The 20117-nt window shown below is 42.5% G+C and carries 19 protein-coding genes, 1 tRNA gene, 1 pseudogene and 1 other annotated feature; of the genes and pseudogenes, 5 read left to right on the top strand and 16 right to left on the bottom strand.

All coding sequences use genetic code 11. From position 1 onward, the window contains the following. Positions 1 to 12: 12 nt before the first annotated feature. The 3 genes from purT to HADU_RS05600 all read right to left on the bottom strand — a co-directional run bounded on the left by purT (position 13) and on the right by HADU_RS05600 (position 2829). The gene (gene purT, locus HADU_RS05615) at positions 13 to 1227 is read right to left on the bottom strand and encodes a formate-dependent phosphoribosylglycinamide formyltransferase (RefSeq protein WP_171056647.1); all 1215 of its coding nucleotides are present in this window, start codon (positions 1225 to 1227) and stop codon (positions 13 to 15) included. Between the two features lie 505 nt (positions 1228 to 1732). Then, positions 1733 to 2080, bottom strand: a complete 348-nt coding sequence (gene ygaH, locus HADU_RS05605; protein ID WP_005222633.1) for an L-valine transporter subunit YgaH — start codon at positions 2078 to 2080, stop codon at positions 1733 to 1735. Next, positions 2077 to 2829 carry an AzlC family ABC transporter permease gene (locus HADU_RS05600; RefSeq protein WP_008304281.1) on the bottom strand — a complete coding sequence of 251 codons (753 nt, stop codon included), beginning with the start codon at positions 2827 to 2829 and terminating at the stop codon, positions 2077 to 2079. The genes ygaH and HADU_RS05600 overlap by 4 nt, the downstream gene beginning before the upstream one ends. A 105-nt stretch (positions 2830 to 2934) precedes the next feature. Between HADU_RS05600 and HADU_RS05595 the strand changes: the two genes are divergently transcribed. Next, positions 2935 to 3420 (top strand): hypothetical protein, encoded by a 486-nt coding sequence (locus HADU_RS05595; protein WP_005222629.1) that lies wholly within the window; start codon positions 2935 to 2937, stop codon positions 3418 to 3420. A gap of 70 nt (positions 3421 to 3490) precedes the next feature. On the opposite strand, the gene HADU_RS05590 is transcribed toward HADU_RS05595, so the two are convergent. Next, positions 3491 to 4186, bottom strand: a complete 696-nt coding sequence (locus HADU_RS05590) for a Crp/Fnr family transcriptional regulator (protein ID WP_005222627.1) — start codon at positions 4184 to 4186, stop codon at positions 3491 to 3493. Positions 4187 to 4288: 102 nt separating this feature from the next. Here HADU_RS05590 and HADU_RS05585 point away from each other — a divergent pair, with 102 nt between their 5' ends. Beyond that, entirely contained in the window at positions 4289 to 4834 is a 546-nt protein-coding gene (locus HADU_RS05585) for a DUF962 domain-containing protein (protein ID WP_005222626.1), read from the top strand. 56 nt (positions 4835 to 4890) lie between these two features. On the opposite strand, the gene ychF is transcribed toward HADU_RS05585, so the two are convergent. The 7 genes from ychF to HADU_RS05550 form a co-directional block, all read right to left on the bottom strand. Beyond that, positions 4891 to 5982, bottom strand: a complete 1092-nt coding sequence (ychF, locus tag HADU_RS05580) for a redox-regulated ATPase YchF (protein WP_005222625.1) — start codon at positions 5980 to 5982, stop codon at positions 4891 to 4893. 112 nt (positions 5983 to 6094) lie between these two features. Continuing rightward, on the bottom strand, positions 6095 to 6754 hold the full coding sequence (locus tag HADU_RS05575) for a methionine ABC transporter permease (RefSeq protein WP_005222624.1): 660 nt from the start codon (positions 6752 to 6754) through the stop codon (positions 6095 to 6097). Further along, positions 6735 to 7805, bottom strand: a complete 1071-nt coding sequence (locus HADU_RS05570) for a methionine ABC transporter ATP-binding protein (protein ID WP_008304279.1) — start codon at positions 7803 to 7805, stop codon at positions 6735 to 6737. The genes HADU_RS05575 and HADU_RS05570 overlap by 20 nt, the downstream gene beginning before the upstream one ends. A 10-nt stretch (positions 7806 to 7815) precedes the next feature. Beyond that, positions 7816 to 8643, bottom strand: coding sequence for a MetQ/NlpA family ABC transporter substrate-binding protein (locus HADU_RS05565; protein ID WP_008304278.1), 828 nt, complete (start codon positions 8641 to 8643; stop codon positions 7816 to 7818). Between the two features lie 19 nt (positions 8644 to 8662). Then, a complete protein-coding gene (locus HADU_RS05560; protein WP_171056648.1) occupies positions 8663 to 10075 on the bottom strand; it encodes an LLM class flavin-dependent oxidoreductase in 1413 nt (470 codons plus the stop codon). A gap of 11 nt (positions 10076 to 10086) precedes the next feature. After that, positions 10087 to 11310 (bottom strand): SfnB family sulfur acquisition oxidoreductase, encoded by a 1224-nt coding sequence (locus HADU_RS05555; protein WP_008304274.1) that lies wholly within the window; start codon positions 11308 to 11310, stop codon positions 10087 to 10089. A gap of 11 nt (positions 11311 to 11321) precedes the next feature. Next, on the bottom strand, positions 11322 to 12524 hold the full coding sequence (locus HADU_RS05550; RefSeq protein ID WP_008304272.1) for an SfnB family sulfur acquisition oxidoreductase: 1203 nt from the start codon (positions 12522 to 12524) through the stop codon (positions 11322 to 11324). A gap of 380 nt (positions 12525 to 12904) precedes the next feature. Here HADU_RS05550 and HADU_RS05545 point away from each other — a divergent pair, with 380 nt between their 5' ends. After that, positions 12905 to 13669 (top strand): glutathione S-transferase family protein, encoded by a 765-nt coding sequence (locus HADU_RS05545; RefSeq protein WP_008304270.1) that lies wholly within the window; start codon positions 12905 to 12907, stop codon positions 13667 to 13669. A 53-nt stretch (positions 13670 to 13722) separates the two neighbouring features. Here HADU_RS05545 and HADU_RS05540 read toward each other — a convergent pair whose 3' ends face one another. Continuing rightward, positions 13723 to 15030, bottom strand: a complete 1308-nt coding sequence (locus HADU_RS05540) for a hypothetical protein (protein WP_227499335.1) — start codon at positions 15028 to 15030, stop codon at positions 13723 to 13725. A gap of 384 nt (positions 15031 to 15414) precedes the next feature. Here HADU_RS05540 and HADU_RS05530 point away from each other — a divergent pair, with 384 nt between their 5' ends. Next, positions 15415 to 15885, top strand: a complete 471-nt coding sequence (locus HADU_RS05530) for an Lrp/AsnC family transcriptional regulator (RefSeq protein WP_004815486.1) — start codon at positions 15415 to 15417, stop codon at positions 15883 to 15885. 135 nt (positions 15886 to 16020) lie between these two features. On the opposite strand, the gene HADU_RS05525 is transcribed toward HADU_RS05530, so the two are convergent. The 3 genes from HADU_RS05525 to HADU_RS05515 all read right to left on the bottom strand — a co-directional run bounded on the left by HADU_RS05525 (position 16021) and on the right by HADU_RS05515 (position 19193). Then, positions 16021 to 16770, bottom strand: a complete 750-nt coding sequence (locus HADU_RS05525) for a YebC/PmpR family DNA-binding transcriptional regulator (protein WP_008304266.1) — start codon at positions 16768 to 16770, stop codon at positions 16021 to 16023. Positions 16771 to 17026: 256 nt separating this feature from the next. Further along, positions 17027 to 17587 (bottom strand): 1-acyl-sn-glycerol-3-phosphate acyltransferase, encoded by a 561-nt coding sequence (locus HADU_RS05520; RefSeq protein WP_004815491.1) that lies wholly within the window; start codon positions 17585 to 17587, stop codon positions 17027 to 17029. Between the two features lie 386 nt (positions 17588 to 17973). Then, positions 17974 to 19193 (bottom strand): IS3 family transposase gene (locus tag HADU_RS05515; protein ID WP_155756515.1). Its coding sequence is split into 2 segments (ribosomal slippage): positions 17974 to 18917 and positions 18917 to 19193, totalling 1221 coding nucleotides; the frame shifts between segments, so codons are not numbered across the junction. Continuing rightward, positions 18802 to 18918: a sequence feature (AL1L pseudoknot), on the bottom strand. (Overlaps the previous gene by 117 nt.) Positions 19194 to 19676: 483 nt before the next feature. Here HADU_RS05515 and HADU_RS05505 point away from each other — a divergent pair. Further along, positions 19677 to 19753: transfer RNA gene (locus tag HADU_RS05505), tRNA-Ile, on the top strand. Positions 19754 to 19990: 237 nt separating this feature from the next. Here the strand turns inward: HADU_RS05505 and HADU_RS05500 are convergent. Further along, positions 19991 to 20117 (bottom strand): annotated as a pseudogene (locus HADU_RS05500) (IS5/IS1182 family transposase); the annotation flags it as partial.

Raw genomic sequence — 20117 nt, 5'->3', positions numbered from 1 at the left:
TCGTTTTTCAGCTTAGTTTTGGTTGACACTGACTTGTTGAGCCACCTGTTGCGCAAGTTCACGTGCCTGATCTGTTGTTTCAGCACGTGCAGTTGCTACACCCATACGACGTCGTTTGAAGCCTTCAGGCTTGCCAAACAGGCGCAAGTCTGTATTGCCATCTGCTAAAGCAAGATCCAGACCAGAATAAGAAAGATTCTGATCATCTACACCGGCGTAAATCACAGCACTGGCTGCAACGCTATGACGAGTGGTATTTACCGGAAGGCCCAGGATTGCACGCGCATGCAACTCAAATTCACTTTGGAACTGGGAAGCTAAAGTGACTAAGCCGGTGTCGTGTGGACGTGGTGACACTTCACTAAACCATACTTTATCGCCTTTGACAAAGAGTTCTACCCCAAAAATACCGCAACCACCGAGCGCAACGGTTACTTTATTGGCAATTCGCTTGGCTTCTTCCAATGCAGCAGGTGTCATTGACTGAGGTTGCCAGCTTTCAACATAGTCCCCAGAATCCTGACGGTGACCAATCGGGTCGCAATAAGAGGTTTCGATTTCACCTGTTTTCGGATTTTTGGCACGAACAGTCAGCAGGGTGATTTCAAAATCAAAATCAATCTGTGACTCAACAATGACGGTACCTTGATTTACACGACCACCCGTTTGCGCATATTCCCAGGCAGCATCAACTTCATCGAAGCTTTTTACGCGAGATTGCCCTTTTCCTGAAGAGGACATCACAGGCTTCACAAAGTTTGGATAACCAATATCATCACAAGCGGCACGGAAAGATTCTAAAGTATCGGCAAAACGGTAAGCAGATGTTGGCAGGCCCAGTTCTTCAGCGGCGAGACGACGGATGCCTTCACGGTTCATGGTCAGATTCACTGCTTTCGCGGATGGAATTACTGTTGCGATATTCTGCTCTTCAATTTCAACCAGCACCTGAGTGGCAATCGCTTCAATTTCTGGAACAATCAGATTTGGTTTCACCTGAACAATCAGCTGTCTGAGCTCTGCTGGATCAGCCATATTCAAGGTATGCGACTGATGGGCAACTTGCATGGCAGGTGCATGGTCATAGCGGTCAGCTGCGTGAACCTCGACACCTAACCGTTGCAGGGAAATCACCACTTCCTTGCCCAGTTCGCCTGAACCCAGTAATAAAACCTTGAAGGCAGAAGCCTGTAATGGGGTACCAATCGTCACGCTCATGTAAATCATCCATGCTTGATTTTATGGGCTTTTAGCATAGCAGAACTCTCTGCGGAGATAAGCCAAGTTTCATATAAAATTGTGATATTGACCAACAATTTTATTTATAAAGTTCGCAAAATTTAGATTAAGAAATCAGAAGGATACTTTCACCGGATCGATTTGAGGATCTAAATAATAAATATGATTTTGCGGATTCAGTTTTTTCATTTTCAGAAGCTGGCCCGGAATTAATTTCAGCCAAGGTAGGAGTTTCATGGTTTGATTGCGTTGCTAATAAAGATAGGGAGCAGCAAAGGGAAGAACCAAGCCAATAGAAAAGACTGAGTAAAGCATTCGAAATCCGGCAGGGAAACAGTTTCGAGAATATTGTAATGCTTCACCCCAGCGCTGATGAATAAAGATCTTCCTTTAATAATCTGTTTTGGCTCAAGCATGCCAATTTTCTTATTATCATTAAAAGAAGCTTATACCGGAACGTAGCATAAGCCTCTTATATTCATTGATTTAATCTTTAAAAATGAATCGGCAGGTAAGTATAAATCAGGCCATAGGTGAGGGCAGCCGTCAAAGTGGCCATCACAATGCGTTTAAACTTGAAATACAGCACTGTTAATACAATAAAACCGGCCAGCATCGCCACACTTTTATCGGGAGTTTCCAGCAAAGGCGGTAGTGTCGCCACGACCAACATTGAGCTAATTGCAGAAATTCCAATCGCACCTAAGGCAATTTTCAACCACAGCGCACCACGCTTTTGTGAACCTTGCTGCGATTTCTGAATCACAAAAAAAGGTCCGAAACGGGAAGCGAAATTGGCAATTCCGACCAGAATACCAACCAGAATAATTTCTAAATTCATAGTTCTTCTCCCATATACTCAGGATCGGGACGTTTGAGTACATAGTGCTTGAACAGGCCTGCCAGAATACCGGAACTGATGCCGATAAAGATTGCAGCAGACAGGTCGATTATGTAGCAGGCTATGGCTGATACGACAATCGTCACAGCGACAACAAAAGTATGTTTCTTCTCAAAGGCTGCCAGCAGGAAGCTTAGGAATAGCGCAGGTAACAGAAAGTCTAAAGCAGCCTGTAAAAATTGCGGTAAGTTGCTGACCTGATCTGCAAATAAGCCACCCAGAAAAGAACCTGTTGCCCAGGACAGCCAGCTGAATAAACTCAACCCCAGCATCCACGATTCAGACCATTCCTGACGCCGTTGCGACAGTTTGATCATGCCAGAGGCAAATACCTCATCGGTGAGTCCCCAAGCCCAGACTGCGGTTTTTTTCAAATTGAGCCGATCCTGAATCAAATTCTGTAGCGCAGGGCCATAAAGTAGATGACGGATATCCAGAGCAATCACGGTTAATGCAGTCATCCAAATGGAGGTGCCACTCCCTAAGAGTGCAACAACCAGGAATTGACTGGCACCTGCATACATGGAGCAAGACAGGAATAATGCTTCCCATGCGGTAAAGCCAAACTGGGTCGCAGAAACCCCAAAGGCAAAAGAAACGGGCAAATAGGTAAAAATAATCGCCTGGCTGTCTTTGGCACCTTGCCAAAAACTGGCAGGTTTTACAGCGTGTTGATTCAGTTCGGACACAGCACACCTTGGAGGGAGAGTTGAACAAGGGGTCAAATGGTAATTGAGTATTGTACGTGAATTTAATAGCATAGTGCCGAATTGTTTAAGATGGCGAGCCTGATAATGTTCATGTTCAAGACACGTTATATACTGAGTGGTGCTTTAGTCAGCACAGCATTGTTATTACAGGCATGCGGAAATGAGGGTTCAGGCAATCAAGCACCGGAAATTAAGCCAGCCCCGAAACTGAGCAATGATGCGACCACTTATGCCCATGAAGCTTGGACATTTATGAATGAAGTAGATCCGCTGGTCTACAACAAGCAGATTGATCAAATTGAAAAACGCGTTCGTCAGCCTGCGCGCAAGTTGAGCACGGATTGGCGCATTAATGTGAAAATGACCGATTCCGTGACTGAAGGAAAATATGCATTATGTCGTAAGGCTTTAACCAGTCTGGAAATCTGGGCACGTACCACACTTGAAGATGGGAATAGTCTGGCACAGAAGCAAGCCGATTATGAACGTGACAAAAAACAGTGTGAAAGTGCAATTGCTCATCCACAACTGGGCAATACTGATCCGAAACAGGTGGGTGTTGCCAGCTGATCGATATTTTGTTTGTGTCAACTTAAGGCTGAGTCATATGCTCAGCCTTTTTGATTTTCTTAGTTCGGAATCAGTGAAGTGGAACGCCAGTCAATTGATGTAGTCGTTGCACATCCAGAATTTCAATCTGTTTAAAGGCAATTTTCAGGATATTCATTTTTTCCAGCTGTTGCAGTTCCTGATTAATAGTCTGGCGGGAACACATCAGCATTTGTGACAACTGTTCCTGCGACAACTGAATGGTACGGTTTTTAATGACCAGGTGATTGCCATAGCCTTGCAAAATAAACAGTAAACGCTGCGCTAGGCGTTGTTGCATGGTTTGGGTCTGAATAGAAAATAATTCCAGAAACACATAACGTAATTTCTGGCTCATGAGCTGGGAGATGTGAAACCAGAATGCAGGTTGTTCAGCCACCAGCTTATAAATAAATTGCGCGGGAATATGCAAGAGCAGGGATTTCTTGCAGGCGATGGCGTGATGAGAACGCGGCTGCTCATCCACCAATGAGATTTCACCAAACCAGACAATGGGTTCTACAATTGCAGAAACTGCCTCTTTACCCTCAATATTGATAGAACCTAAACCAATTGCACCTTCTAATACAGCATAAATTCCATCAAACACATCACCTGAATAAAATACGGCCTGGTCTTTATCGACGGATAAGGTAACTGCATGTTTCAGCAGGCTGTTCTGGAAATGAGAAGGTAATTTTGAGAACCAGGAATTTTTTTCTAATTCAACAAGATATTTTTCTTCCACTCGCTTTATTGCTCCAAGTTTTATGAGTTGTCGTCCAGCTGACAACTTATCTTTTATTGTTGCGCTATAGTCAAATTCTATGGCCAGTCAAGGAAGAATAATATGACCAGAGTAGAACGACTATTAAGCCAGTATGCAGCTTATCATTTAGACCGTAAGAATGTCATGACACATTTTATTGGGGTCCCATTAATTGTTTTTTCTATTATTTGTCTTACTGCACGTGTATCACTGATGATGTCCGGCTTTGAGGTGACTCTTGCCTTGGGACTTCTCATTGTTTCAATTCTTTATTATTTAACTATTGATGTATTTTTTGCATTGATCATGGCCTTCATTTTTATGTTTGTCTATCCTTATGCCTATAATGTGGCACAGTGGGATACTGGAACCTGGCTGAGTACCAGCGTTGGAATTTTTGCCATTGGATGGGCATTCCAGTTTGTAGGTCATTTCTACGAAAAGAAAAAACCGGCATTTATGGATGATCTGATTGGCCTGGCGATCGGACCTTTATTTGTTCTTGCGGAATTAATTTTCCTGTTCGGCTTTCGCAAGGAACTAGAAGCGAAAATGTTACTTGAAGCACGTAAGCAACGCTTGCTGATGGAACAAAACACCCCATATGCGGAAATAGCAGCTGATTAATTCTTTTTTAAATACATAAAAAGCCCCGATAATTCGGGGCTTTTTTTAGCTTCAACTTATACGTTGAAACGGAAGTGCAGAACATCGCCATCCTGAACGATATAAGTTTTACCTTCCAGACGCCATTTACCTGCTTCTTTGGCGCCAGCTTCGCCGTTGTACTGTACGAAGTCATCGTAAGCAATACATTCAGCACGGATAAAGCCTTTTTCGAAGTCAGTGTGGATTACACCCGCAGCTTGAGGAGCAGTCGCACCCACTTTTACTGTCCAGGCACGAACTTCCTGTACGCCAGCAGTAAAGTAAGTTTGTAGACCAAGCAATGAATAACCTGCACGAATCACCACGTTCAGACCTGGTTCTTCCATGCCCATAGCTTCCAGGAATTCAGCACGGTCTTCATCTTCAAGTAATGAAATTTCTGCTTCGATCTGGTTACAAAGTGGAACCACGATTGCATTTTCAGCAGCAGCCAGTTCACGTACAGCATCTAAATGCGGGTTATTTTCAAAACCGTCTTCAGCCACGTTGGCGATATACATGGTTGGTTTAAGCGTTAACAGACCAAAACCACGTACCAGTTTACGTTCGTCATCATCTAAGGTTGCAGCACGAGCAGGTTTGCCTTCATCTAAAAGAGGAAGAATTTTATCTAGAACTGCTTTAGTCGCGATCGCTTCTTTATCGCCACCTTTTGCAGATTTCGCTAAACGAGTCACTGCTTTAGTCACAGTTTCAAGATCGGCTAGAGCAAGCTCAGTATTAATGGTTGCGATGTCATCAAGCGGATCAATTTTGCCGTTTACGTGAATCACGTTTTCATCTTCGAAACAACGGACCACGTGAGCAATTGCATCAGTTTCACGGATGTTTGCAAGGAACTGGTTACCCAGACCTTCACCTTTAGATGCACCAGCGACAAGGCCCGCGATGTCCACGAATTCCATAGTTGTCGGGATCACGCGTTGTGGTTTTACGATTTCAGCAAGTTTGTCCAGGCGTGGATCTGGCACAGGCACGATACCGGTGTTTGGTTCAATGGTACAGAATGGGAAGTTTTCCGCAGCAATTGCAGCTTTGGTTAATGCATTGAAAAGCGTAGATTTACCAACGTTAGGCAGGCCTACAATACCACAATTAAAACCCATGAAATAACTCACAAAGCGTTATATAAAAATTGCCAGTGATTTTACATGAAAGCCATGACAAAGTCAGGTCATGGCTGAGGGCTTTGTTGAAAACTTATGAAAAGAGAGGTTTTTAAATTTTGCGTTTGTCGAGCTGATTCGACAAGGTGTCACCAGCGGTCTGAATCAGCATTACCAGAATAACCAGTACTACAATCACGGCCAGCATGATCTGCATATCAAAACGCTGATAACCATAACGGTATGCAATATCACCTAAACCGCCGGCACCAATCGCACCGGCAATGGCTGATGAATTGATCATAGTGACTAAGGTTACGGTAAAGCCAGCCACAATTCCTGGTAAAGCTTCAGGCAATAACACATGCCAGATAATCTGCTTACGGTTACAGCCAATGGCTTGTGCAGCTTCGATCAGTCCCTGATCCACTTCACGTAAACTGACTTCAGCAATCCGCGCAAAGAAAGGGGTAGCTGCCAAGGTTAAAGGCACAACTGCGGCCCAGACCCCATAACTGGTGCCGACAATCCAGCGGGTAATTGGAATCAGCGCGACCATCAGAATCAGGAAAGGCACAGAACGGGTGATATTTACAATCCAGCCCAAAGCCTGATTAATTGGTTTGGATGGATAAATGCCATGCTCTGAGGTACTGACCAAAACCACCGCCATTGGTAACCCAATCAGAAAAGCAACGATGGCAGAGACACCCACCATGATTAAGGTATCGGTAGTTCCCGTCAGTAATAAATCAATGAGTTGGTCGTGCATAGCCAATCACCTCAATCTGTGCAATGTGTTGTTTGAGTTTTTGCTGGAGCAGGTTGGTATCCAGATTCAGATCGGCAACCGCGACTATTAAGCTACCCACCAGATGGTTCTGGATGCTGTCGATATGGCTTTGATAGAGGTGCACCGGATGCTCGAACTGTTCAAAAATCATTTTCAAATCTGGGGAATACTGAACACTAGAGGCATAGCGCAGTTTGATAATGCTATGCGTGGTATCTGTTGTCACTTCAGGACTGATCGAAAATGGCAGTTCCAGCTGTTCCAGATTCAGCAGTTCCTGGGTAATCTGCTGCTGTGGATTAGAAAAGACAGACCAAATTTCACCGGCTTCAACAACTTCACCTTTTTCAATTACCACGACCTGATCACAAATTTCACGAATGACTTGCATTTCATGGGTAATGAGGACAATGGTGATGCCAAGTTTCTGGTTGATTTCTTTCAGTAAAGACAGTACCACTGAGGTACTTTCCGGATCCAGTGCAGAAGTGGCTTCATCACAGAGTAGAATCTCCGGATGGTGTACCAGCGCGCGGGCAATGCCGACACGCTGTTTTTGTCCACCGGATAGCTGGGAAGGGTAGTTCTGTGCTTTATCGCTTAAGCCGACCAGTTGTAGGACTTCGTTTACACGCGCATCAATATCTGATTTTTTATAATTCGCAACTTTTAAAGGTAATGCCACATTTTCCCATACGGTTTTGGCAGACATCAGGTTGAAGTGCTGGAAGATCATGCCAATGCGCTGACGTAATTGGATCAGTTCAGCATGGGTTAAGCCAGCCAAATCCTGCTGATGGATATGGATATGACCTTCACTGATCTGTTCCAGACCATTCAAAGTGCGTAACAGCGAAGATTTCCCCGCGCCACTTTTCCCGATAATCCCGAAAATTTTACTTTCAGGAATATCTAAGTTGATGTTCTTTAAGGCATGTACCGATTTGCCTTGTACCTCATAGTATTTATTCAGGTTGTGGATTTTGATATGCGGGACGGAAAACGCCACCTGAGAACCAAAACTCACCATAGTATTCTCCTTATTTCCAGCCTTCAAACCACATGCCAGTACCAAAATCCTGATCCAGAATTGCTTTGACTTTTGCAGAGCTCTGGAAGGCTTTTACAAAAGTCGCCAGTTTCTGATTTTTATCTTCGTAGTCTTTGCGTGTCACAAACAAAATGGCGTATTTTTTGTCGATTGGATCCAGGAATAGGGCATCATGCGGATCTGCTGCTTTAGCAAGTTTTAGATAATGCGGATAACCAAAGATCAGGTCTGCTTCATTCAGGGCATGCGCCGTTTGTGGGCCCTCAACTTCAATAAACTGCAACTGTTTAGGATTATTCTTGATGTCCTTAACGGTTGATAATTCATTGTTGATATCTTTCAATTCAATCAGTTTTGCACGGTTAAGAAGGATCAAGGCACGTGCCAGATTCACAGGATCATTTGGAATCACCACACGGGCGTTGTGAGGTAGTTCATCCAGTGATTTATATTTCTTAGAATATAAACCGACATGGCTACCCGTACCGGGCGCGAAACTATGTAAATCGAAGTTGGTTTCACGAATGGCATTTCTTAAGTAGACACTTTGCTGGAAAAAGTTAGCATCGATGTCGCCATTCTGTACCGCGACATTGGGTGCATGCCAATCTGAAAATTCAACCAGCTTAACATTGATGCCTTGTGGCTTCAGTTCATTAGCCACACTTTGCAATAAGTCTGCATAAGGTGGGCTAATACCAATCACCAGTTCATCCGAACCGGATTTCTTTTGCTGGTTCCACACCACCAGTCCGATAATCACGGCGGCAATAATCACCCCAATCATGGTGAATTTTGTTTTAGCGGTTTGTGCCATGTTGCACCTCAAAATAAATTTATGCTGATTGTTTTTGCTTTAGGTTCGTGTTCGCTGTTGAGGCGGAGCTTTGACATCGGAATTGCTGCACTGGATGCGCGCTAGGTAAGCGGTCTCCTTGCTGAAACAGTTTGTGTCTGAAACTGCCTTGTTCATATTCAGTTTTATAGCGTCCGCGCTGCTGTAATTCAGGAATCACAAATTGGATAAAATCCTGATGCGATTCCGGTGCCACCGTGCGGGTCAGGTTGAAGCCATCAATACCGGTTTCATCAATCAGCTGAATCAGTTTTTCTGCTATCGTGGCACCGCTGCCAACAATTAGTGGATAACGCCCACCTAACACATGCTGAGCTTTTAGGTCATTTGGCGTGATCTGCTGCCCTTTAAATTTTTGATTGACCGTTGCGATACTATTGGTTTTCTTGTACGGGATCGGTTCATCATCAGCAAATTTGGACAGGTCAATGCCAACTGAGCTGGAATAATGTGCAAGACCTGCTTCAGGGCTGGCATAGGCGCGATATTCATCCAGCTTTTGCTGTGCTAGTTCATCCGTTGCTGCAGTGACCACGGTAATGCCGACAAAAATCTTGATCGCTTCAGGATCACGACCTTGTTCAACCGCTTGACGACGAATCTGATCGACCTGTTTCTTGATCTTGTCCGGGTGATCACCACCAATAAACATGCCTTCAGCATGCTGAGTGGCAAAAGCCATGCCACGTGGAGAAGCACCGGCTTGGAACAATACAGGTGTACGCTGAACAGAAGGGGAAACCTGGAATACACCTTGGCTGCGGTAGAACTGGCCCTGATGATTGATCTGATGAACCTTGGTGGGATCAGTAAAAATTCGATTTTGCTTATCTTTTAAAACTGCATTATCTTCCCAGGAGTCTTCCCAGAATTTGTAGCACAGCTGTAAAAACTCCTCGGCCTGTTCATAGCGCAGGTCATGGTCTTTCAAACCATTTTCACCAATCAGGCGCTGCGCACTGTCTAGATAACCCGTGACAATATTCCAGCCGATACGGCCATGGGTCAGGTGATCCAGACTGGCAAAACGACGGGCGAACTGATATGGCGATTCATAGCTGAGATTCACTGTGACGCCAAAACCGAGATTTTTAGTGACAGCCGCCATAGCAGATACCAAGGTACTGGGGTCTTGGCTTGGCAACTGAATGGATTCCCTTAGAGTCAGATCAATGCCATTTTGATAGACATCATAGACTCCGGTAATGTCGGCAATGAACAGGCCATCAAACAGGCCTTTTTCCAGAGTTTTTGCCAGATCAGTCCAGTAGCTCAGTTCATTAAAACGATGGGATTCATCTCGAGGATGAGTCCATAAGCCATGATTGATATGACCCACGCAGTTCATATCAAAGGCATTCAGCAGGATTTCCTTCGCTTTCGAGCTGTTCATAATATTTGTCATTACAACGTCCCCCGGCGTGGAGGCAGAACACCATTCAGCAAATAATTAGCAATGAAATAATATTTCCAGCGTGAAGCATCATGCAAGGTATGCACGCGAGCATTGCGCCAGAAGCAGTCCAGACCATCTTCACGCTGGCTACCACGGCTGCCAGCCAGTTCAATGAGTTTAGAAGATGCTTTTAATGCAGTTTCGGTACTGTGTGCACGGGCTTTGGCAACATCCAGTGAGGCTTTGGCAATGCTGGTTTCAGTCGGATTGGCTTTGGCAGCATCGACAGCGTACGCAGCCTGTTTGAGTAAAACTTCAGAGGCACGTACATCAGCAACTACGCGGCCGAGTTCAAATTTGGTCAGTGGATCATCTGTGGCTTGGTCCACACCAGAATCAATCCACGGACGTGCCTGACGCACGCGGTTTAAGGTTTCTTCAAAGGCAGCACGGGCAATGCCAGTTTCAATAGAAGCATGCAGCAATTGTGCGAAAGGACCGGAAATGGTGGGGCGAGAGTAGGCAGTATCAAAACGTACGACATCTTCTTCAAGTACGGGAACATTGTCAAATTTTACTGTACCACTGCCAGTCGTGCGCTGACCAAAACCGCTCCAGTCATCAATCAGCGTCAGACCGGCGCTGTCACGTGGGACGAAAGCCAGAAATTGCTGCTCATTTTCATCTACGACCAGTGTCGGAATGCGGTGTGCGAATAGGCTACCGGTACAATAGAACTTCTCTCCATTAATTACATATCCTTGCTCGGTCTTGCGGATTGCAGTCTGGCGTTGTGCGGCAGTCTTGGTCTTGAACTCAGCCAGGGCATTACCGAAACGGGCGCCTTTTAGCACTTCGGCATAGAGTTTATGTTTTTGTTGCTCAGTACCGTTATTGCGCAGAATTTCCAGACCATAAAAATGATTTTGTGGAATCTGGCCAATTGAGCCATCTACACCGCTCATCAGGGCAATGACTTGTGCTACGGTATAGCTACACACTTCTGCGCCGCCATATTCTTTAGGCACGGTAATTGCCCAGAGTCCAGACTGACTATAAGCTTCGATTTCCTCGAACGGCAGAATACGTTCAGCATCACGCTGTACCGCACCCGCCTTGAAGTGATCTGCTAGATTGCGGGCAATTTCTAAGGCTTCCTTATCAGACTGGATGATATGAGCTTGCGCCAGCTGCTCGGATTGAAATGGAATAATGTTTTGAAATGAAGTCATGGCAAATCTCCTTAAATCCAGGCGTGGCGGGCAGGGAGTTTATGATTCAGGTAATAATCCCCGAGTGCATGCAGCTTCCAGCGGATCGGGTCATGCAGGGTATGTACCCGGGCATTGCGCCAATGCTGATCCAGATTGTGCTGACTCAGGCTGGAGCGGCTGCCGCCCAATTCCAGTAATTTTTCCGAAATATTTAAGGCTGCATCATTGGCATAGACCTTGGCTTCAGCCACCAGAATTGAGGCTTTGGCTGCCTGCTCATCGGTCACTGCTTCCAGTTGATCTAGTTCATCCAGATATTCAGCAGCTTCATCCAGCAGTAAAATCGCGGCATCTAATAACACAGATGACTTACCCACTTCCTGCAGGGTGTAATGCTCAAAGCTGGCTTTTTCGACTTGTGCATCCACAACCGGACGAGCCTTATGTATGGCAGTCAACGTATCGGCAAAAGCCGCTTCAGCAATCCCGACATCAATTGCCACCTGCATCAGCTGAGAATAGGCACCACGGTAACTTGGTTGATTCCCTAACAGACGCTCATCAAAAATCAGTAGTGGATCGACTTCGACATGTTGCAGTTTAACGGTACCGCTAGAGGTGGTGCGTTGACCAAAACCATTCCAGTTATCAATCACTTCAACACCGTCGGCAGTCCGGTCGACAATAGTGAGCACCACATGCCCTTCAGGATGAATCGCTTTAATTGCCAGCCAGTGCGCGAAGCTGCTACCAGTTGAATAGAATTTTTCGCCATCGATAAAATAGCGACCATTTTCGATTGTAAGCGTGGTTGCCAGGGTTTTAGTATCTTTGGTATGACGTTCCGGACCGCCATTGGCCAGACGTTTACCCTTTAAAATTTCGCTATAAATAAACTGTTTTTGTTGTTCTGTACCCATGATCTGGATCATGTTGAGTAATGCGATCTGGTTCTGAGGGGTTTGCCCGACACTCGAGTCAGCTTTATTCACAATACGGAATACATGTGCCAGGGTTTTATCGGAAACGAAAGCACCGCCGTACTGTTTTGGAATACGTATACCGCCCAGACCCCTTTGGCTGAACAGTTCAATTTCAGCAAGAGGGAATACACGTTGCTGATCACGCTGATTTCGGCCTTCCAGAGCAAAGTCTGCAACCTGGTAGGCAGCATTAATTGCGTCGTGATCATTTTCAATAATATGAACTTTTTCAAAAGTTAAACGAGACATAATGACATCCTAAATCGATATCAAAACGTTACAGGCTAAGCTTTATGAGATTAAGTAATTGCTTTCGCAAAGCTTATGAAAAAACCTATTTAGGACAAAAATTGCTAGGTTTCTATCAATTTTGAATATAGTAAGTAATTAAAATATTTAAAATTTTATTTTATATTTAGTATGAGTGGCTTGGTCTAAAATAGAATATATCTGCTTTAAAGATATTTAAGGCGGAAAAATGTATAAAAATAAACATTGTAGAGTTGAATAAACAACATCTTAATTTTGAATTAAAAGCACATTGTATTTCCAATGAAGGGTGTCTAAAGTATCCAACTGAAATAGATGGTTTTAATGCGACCAAATTTAATAATCAACATGGAGATTTTATGCGCACCTTATACCAGTTTCCTTTATCACATTTTTGTGAAAAAGCACGTTGGATGCTTGATCATAAAGAACTGGATTATGTCGCACAAAACCTCATGCCAGGTGCGCATCGTGCCTTTGCTCGTCTTAAAACCGGACAGAACCGTCTGCCAATTTTGCGTGACAAGGAACAATGGATTGCAGATTCAACCCAGATCGCCTTATATCTGGATGAACATTATCCTGAGCATCGTTTATTACCCGTAGAAGGGCGCTTACGTCAAAAAGTGCTGGAGATTGATGAAAAGACTCAGGAACTAGGACGCCATATCCGTCGCTGGATGTTGGCTCAGGCTTTATCTCATGATCATGAATCGATGGAGATCCTGATTGGTGAAAAGGGATATCTACGTCAGTTCGAAAAATTTTCCAAGCCTTTGCTTAAAACTCTTCTCAGCAAAGGTTATGCACTTACTGAAGATACACTTGCTCAGTCCCGTGAATATATTAAAGAAACAGTTGAACAGCTGAACCAGACACTGATCGAGAATAAGGGCGCTTATTTTGCGGGATCACGTTTTAGTCTGGCTGATATTGCAGTCTGTTCAATGTTGGCACCTTTGTTGGCAATTTCCGGTACGCCGTGGGAGCGTGATAGTTTTGAATCAATGTCAGATGAATATCGGGATTATCAGACCTATCTCTCGGAATTGCCTTTAGGCCAATATATTAGAAACATCTATCGTCATGAACGTAATGCTCGTATTGATTGGCGCGGTGTATAAGTTAAATAGTGAAATAAAAAAACGCGCTTAAAGCGCTTTTTTTTATTGGATACTTAGCCCCAAGGGTTTGTGAGATCAATATCACTCTGTTTATTAAAGCCACTGAGAAGTGAGCTAAAGTCAAACTTCGGTAATGAACTACCGCTCGAGATATTGGAAATTGTTTCTTTGATGGTCGGAATAATTTCAGTAATACTGATATTGTTATCAACTGAGCTACCACCTGAAATAAGATCAACTAATTCTGGAATAATGCTCGAACCTAAGTCGCCTAGACTTCCATCAAGTAAGCCTTCAAATGCATTTGAATCTAAACCATTGCCTAGGTCGCCTAAACCACCCAGTAAGCCACTCAGATCAGAGCTATCATTTGCACTCACGAGGCCACCAAGTAAATTGGTCAATTGTGAAAGGTCGAAGTTACCGCCATTATTGCTGAAGCCAGAAATAATATCGGTAATCGCACCTAGATCGAAGTCACCAAGACCACCTGAACTACCAATTAAGCCACCAACGAGTTGAGCGATCTGCGCGATGTTGATGTCGCCACCTTGGATTAAGCCACTAACAAGACCTGCGATTGCTCCGATGTCAATGCCTTCAAGACCACCAGAGCCACCAATTAGACCACCAACGAGTTGAGCGATCTGCGCGATATCAATGTCGCCATTGCCTTCAATTAAACCGCCAACCAAGCCTGCGATTGCACCAATATCAACACCCTCAAGACTGCCAGAGCCACCGATTAAGCCACCAACGAGTTGAGCGATCTGCGCGATATCAATATCACCATTCCCGCCAATCAGATTACCGACTAGTCCTGCAATTGCGCCAATATCAATACCTTCAAGACCGCCAGAACCACCGATTAAACCACCGACAAGCTGAGCGATCTGACCGATATCAATGTCACCGCCTTGCAGAAGGTTACCAGCCAGGTCAGCAATTTTACTGAGATCTAAATTACCTGAACTACCACCAATTAACCCACTGACTAATTTAATCACGGCATTTAAATCTAAATTTGATGTATTGTTACCCATTAAACTACCCAGCAGATTACTGATCGAACCCAGATCAAAACTGCCGCCGTTGGCTTGAGTGAGTTTGCTAATTAAACTGTTAATATCGAGTTTTGTAGCATTCGAACCGGTAAATTGAGTAATTAAATCAGTCAGGGAGCTTGAACTTAAACTCTTACCTGAAAGTAAGCTATTTAAGAGGGAGTCTAGGGAAGGAGTAGCGGGAGTAGAACCCGTGATAGAACCAATAATGCCAGAAAGACTGCCACCTAATAAACCGCTAAGTAAACTCTTGTTTTGCGTCTCTGTCGTGAGCACCGGGCTGAGTTTACTTTTAATTTAACTAAAAATACTGAAAGCCATAACCGTTCCTTGCGTTTTTTGTCTTGTTTTGATTATTTTGCGTTGTAAATAAAACGCCTAATTTTTATTCAGTTTCTATACAAGTGTAAATCTAAGCATGAATAATCACGTTTCGAAAATAGTATTATTTGCCTGAATAAAGCTTTAAACAGATTAATTTATGTTAAATAATAATGGTTTATTAGATATTTGCGTTTATCTAAAATATATTTTATGCGATGAATGGCTATGGAAAGGACTTAAATTTCCTCTAGATCATCATCTGGTATTTTTTTGCAAATATCTGGTAATTTATGAAAAAAATATCAATACTATGCGTAAAATAATGATGTATTTAAATAAAGTGGCAAGAGATTAAAGATGGAATTAGATCGTTTTGATAAGCACATTCTTGAAATTTTGACCCATGAAGATGTCAATTTGAATGAACTCTCTGAACGGGTGAATCTTTCGGTCAGCTCGGTTCACCGCCGTATTAAACAGTTGATTGACCATAATATTATTAGTGGTCTAAAACGGGAAATTAATTATCAAAAGCTTGGTTTCAGTCTGCATGTACTTTTGCAGGTTTCCTTAAGCAAACATGATAGTGACACTTTTGCCAAATTTCTGGGTGAGCTGGAAAGTATTCCTGAAGTGATTAATGCCTTTCTGGTAACAGGACAATCGGCAGATTTTATTGTCGAAGTAGTCGCACGTGATATGGAAAACTACAGTGAGATCCTGCTTAACAAAATCGGCAAGATTGAACATGTGGTCGCACTGCATTCCAGCTTCGTGATCAAGGAATATAATGTTTTTAACTGTAGTGGCTTACTCAATAAAGTTTAATTGAAGGAATAGCACTATCTAAATATTTGTCCCCGAATAAGCAAGTAAATTGATTGAAATCACCTACAAAATGATTCCATAAGATAGATCAAAATAAAAAACGCACCCAAAGGTGCGTTTTTGTTTTCCTGAAGATTAAGCGTCTAGCTGAGCCAATACTTCTTCAGAGAATTCAACGTTGGTATAAACGTTTTGAACATCGTCCAGATCTTCAAGCATATCAATCATTTTCATGATTTTTTTCGCTTGATCTATATCCGTGATTTCAGCTTTGGTAGAAGGGCTCATCACAACTTCAGCATTATCAGATTTTAAACCTGCAGCAGCTAAAGCATCCTGAACTGTACCGAAGCTTTCTGGTGTAGTAATGACCAGGATTTCATCTTCATCAACTTCGATGTCTTCAGCACCAGCTTCAAGAGCGACCTCCATGATTTGATCTTCTAAAGACACATCTTCAAAAGTAATCTCACCACGTTTGGTGAACAGGAATGCAACTGAACCATTGGTCCCTAAGTTACCATCAGTTTTAGAGAAGCAGTGACGTACGTCAGGTACAGTGCGGTTCAGGTTGTCTGTCATTGTTTCTACAATTACGGCAACACCACCTACGCCATAACCTTCATAAGTTACTTCTTTAAGATCGTCGTTATCTTCGCCGCCTGCGCCACGTTGAATCGCACGGTTGATCACATCACGTGTCATATTTACAGACAATGCTTTTTCGACAACAGCACGTAAACGTGGGTTGCTACCCGCATCTGGTCCGCCGAGTTTTGCAGCAGTAGTTAATTCACGAATATATTTGGTAAAAAGTTTACCGCGGCTAGCATCTTGTTTTGCTTTACGATGCTTAATATTGGCCCACTTGGAATGACCCGCCATGCGAAATATGCTCCTTGTAGATTGGCTGTATGCCTATCGAATTGGGCAAATTCTACCATAAGGGCTTTTTTTAAAAAAAGAGCCTGGTTTTTAGATTTAACGATAATGACAAAAAAATAGACGCACTGAGAAATTTATTCGGGGATTAAAGGTAATAATTTAGTTTAAAAATAAAAAATGTTTATTGTGGAAAAGAGGATAGAAGGAGAAGAAGAAATGAGATGTTAGGTCATGCATAACATCTCATGGACATATATTATTTTTTTTCAGGAATCACGATATCCAGACCGACATTGTCTTTATAAAGCTGTTTCATTAAAGCCAGGTCATGTTCAAGGTCTGTTGGATAAATTTTTCCGAAAATGCCACCCTGTTTGGTTTTAGAGTTGGCATACATGAGTACAATCGGCACATTTGCTGCTTTGGCAATATGCCAAAAACCGGTACGAATTGGTCGACGCTCTTCACCATTTTTGGCACGAGTCGCTTCAGGTGCAATCACCAGATTGAATTTTTCATTACTCTGAAAAAGTTCAACCATCTGGGTCACAATATCCTTGCTCGATTTACGATCTACCGGAATACCGCCAATGTTTTCTAATAATGGCTTAAATGGACCTTTAAATAATTCTTTTTTAATCAAAGTATGAATTTTGATGTCGTATATCTGAAATAAGGCCAGAGAAAGCACGGCATCCATCATTGAAGTATGCTCAAAGCCCACAATCACTTGCTTGTCTTCAAGCACATTTGGTTCAACGTGATATTGCCAGCCTGCAAGTTTAAACGCAGATTCGCCAATGAATTTCTTAAACATAGGGGATGGAGTGTGTGAAAAAAACATAATTTGTGCTTGTTCTTATATTTCGTCAAGTGGAATTAATTTAAAAGCCTTAAATACATTCAAAAAGCAAGTGAATAAATATATAGAGTAAGGGCTAATTAAGATCTAAAAACAATAACAAAATTAATTTTAATTAGTTAAACGTCTTATAAGAGATAAAAATACTCTTAAAAATGCTAAAAAATGGCTGTTCAGTACTAAAAATAGTTATTAGACTTTTGTCGAAGCCCAAGGATATGTTTCGGCTTTAAGACACTTCCAATCATGTTCGCGAGAGAGGATAAAGAATGACTTACTTAACGGCTTTGGTGCTCTCATTGTGAACCGTACCGGGTTTGTCGGAGACTTTTTTATTTAAGTTAGGCCACCTGACCTAACGGGTTAATCTTATCATAGTACATTGCTTCAAACTCAAAAGGCGATACATAACCCAGTGCACTGTGTACACGCTTTTTATTGAACCAATCTACCCAGTTTAGTGTCGCAAGTTGTACATCTGCTAAACCTTGCCAATCTGCTTTTAAATATTCAATCACCTCTGTTTTGTATAAGCCATTCACCGTTTCAGCCAGAGCATTATCGTATGAATCACCAGTCGTACCGACTGATGCTCGTAAATTTGCAGCTTCTAAACGATTGGTATAGCGAATAGAAAGATATTGAACACCTCTATCGGAATGATGAATCACATTCTTTGGCATGCCTCGATCGTGCAATGCTTGCTCAAGTGCATCGAGTACCATATCTGTATTCATCCGTGTAGATACTTTCCATCCAACAATTGCTCGTGAGAACACATCAATAATAAAGGCGGTATAGACCCAGCCTGAATTTGTTTGAATATAGGTAAAGTCAGCAACCCACAAGTGATTAGGCTGATCAGCTCTAAAATTCCGTTTCACCAAGTCAGGTGCTCGTTTTTGGTCATCTCGGCTACGGGTGGTTTGTTTGTTCTTACCTCGCCAAACACCTTGTATACCTAACTTTTTCATTAATCGAGCAACAGTACAGCGTGCAATAATATAGCCTTCACGTTTCAGTTTTTGCCAGACTTTACGTACACCATACCGACCTGAACTTTCCTTCCAAATTCGTTTAATCTCCTCAGCATGATGCAAATCATGTAAATCTCGCTTTGCTCGATGTTCTGGATTTTCGCAGAGATCTAGAGTCCGGTAATAGGTTGAAGCTGCGATCGGTAAAATCCTAGAAATCGCATCAACACCATATAAGTCTTTATTGTTATGGATGAAATCCACCATTATTTGTGTGGGCGGTCGAGCTCCGCCTGGGCGAAAAAAGCGGCTGCTTTACGTAGAATTTCATTGGCACGCTTTAATTCTTTAATTTCACGTTCCATTTGCTTCATTTTTTCTTGATCAGATATCTGTTGTACTTTAATAGGATTTTGCTGATCTAAATGCTTTTGATGCCAGGCACGAAGTGTTTCAGGAGTACAACCAATCTTAGGCGCAATTGCGGAAACTGCTGCCCAATTCGATGGATAATCTTTTTCAGATTCAATCAATAATTGAACTGCTCTTTCTCTGATTTCAGGGGTATATTTTAATTTTGTCATCGGGATAGTCTCTCAGAATATTGACTCTCCGACAAACCCGGTACGGTTCATTGTTCATTTTTGCACTCATTGTTGTATGGTCTTTGATCGAAATTTATCTGGATATGCGCAAAAAAGAGAATTTGGAGCACGAAGCTTAAGCTTTTAATTAATTTCATAGCTGAATTGATCCGGATATAAAAATTAATTCAGCCATTCAAAGTATGTAAATAATTATATATAAAAAGTATAAAAGCATAGTTGAGAGTTAATTTTTAAATATATTTTGATAGCAGCTCTGTTTTGTAAAGAAATGGAAATTTTCCTTCTGAATGACTATGAGAGCCTTCTAAAGTATGAGGAATTTCCAAAGTGTCTATTTTTTCTAATTTATAATTGCTGATGAAGTGTGCAAGTGGGCATAAAAAGGCTTGTCTTTTAAAAAAATCTTAGCTAGTATTCTTGTCGCCTAAACCTATTGATAAATAAGGTTTTCAGCATATAGGGCCTATAGCTCAGTTGGTTAGAGCAGCGGACTCATAATCCGTTGGTCGACAGTTCAAGTCTGTCTGGGCCCACCATATAAATCAACCTCTTACGTGCATTAATCGTAAGGGGTTTTTTTAATTAAAATAAAAAGGTAGCGAATAGGTAGCAAGAATGACGACAAAAATGTTTCCATTTTTAGATGAACACCTACCATCTGAATTTTTTGCTTCTGTCATGTGAGGCAAATTTTGGAAGCCACGAGTTTGAATGGGTTTCGTTGCACAAACCTATTTCTAAAGGCTTATTCTGCAATGGACCTCTTTCATAAATCATTTTTTGCTCAGTTCCAAGTTGTAGATTCCAGCGATTAAATTGAATCTCAAACCAAGCCTTTTACCTCTATTTCGATAACGCTCAGCAAGGATTTTGAAGGTTTTCAGGCTGCCAAATACATGC

Source organism: Acinetobacter sp. HA (assembly GCF_000264725.1).
GTDB classification, from domain to species: domain Bacteria; phylum Pseudomonadota; class Gammaproteobacteria; order Pseudomonadales; family Moraxellaceae; genus Acinetobacter; species Acinetobacter schindleri.
This window is presented reverse-complemented; position numbering and strand designations above follow the sequence as displayed.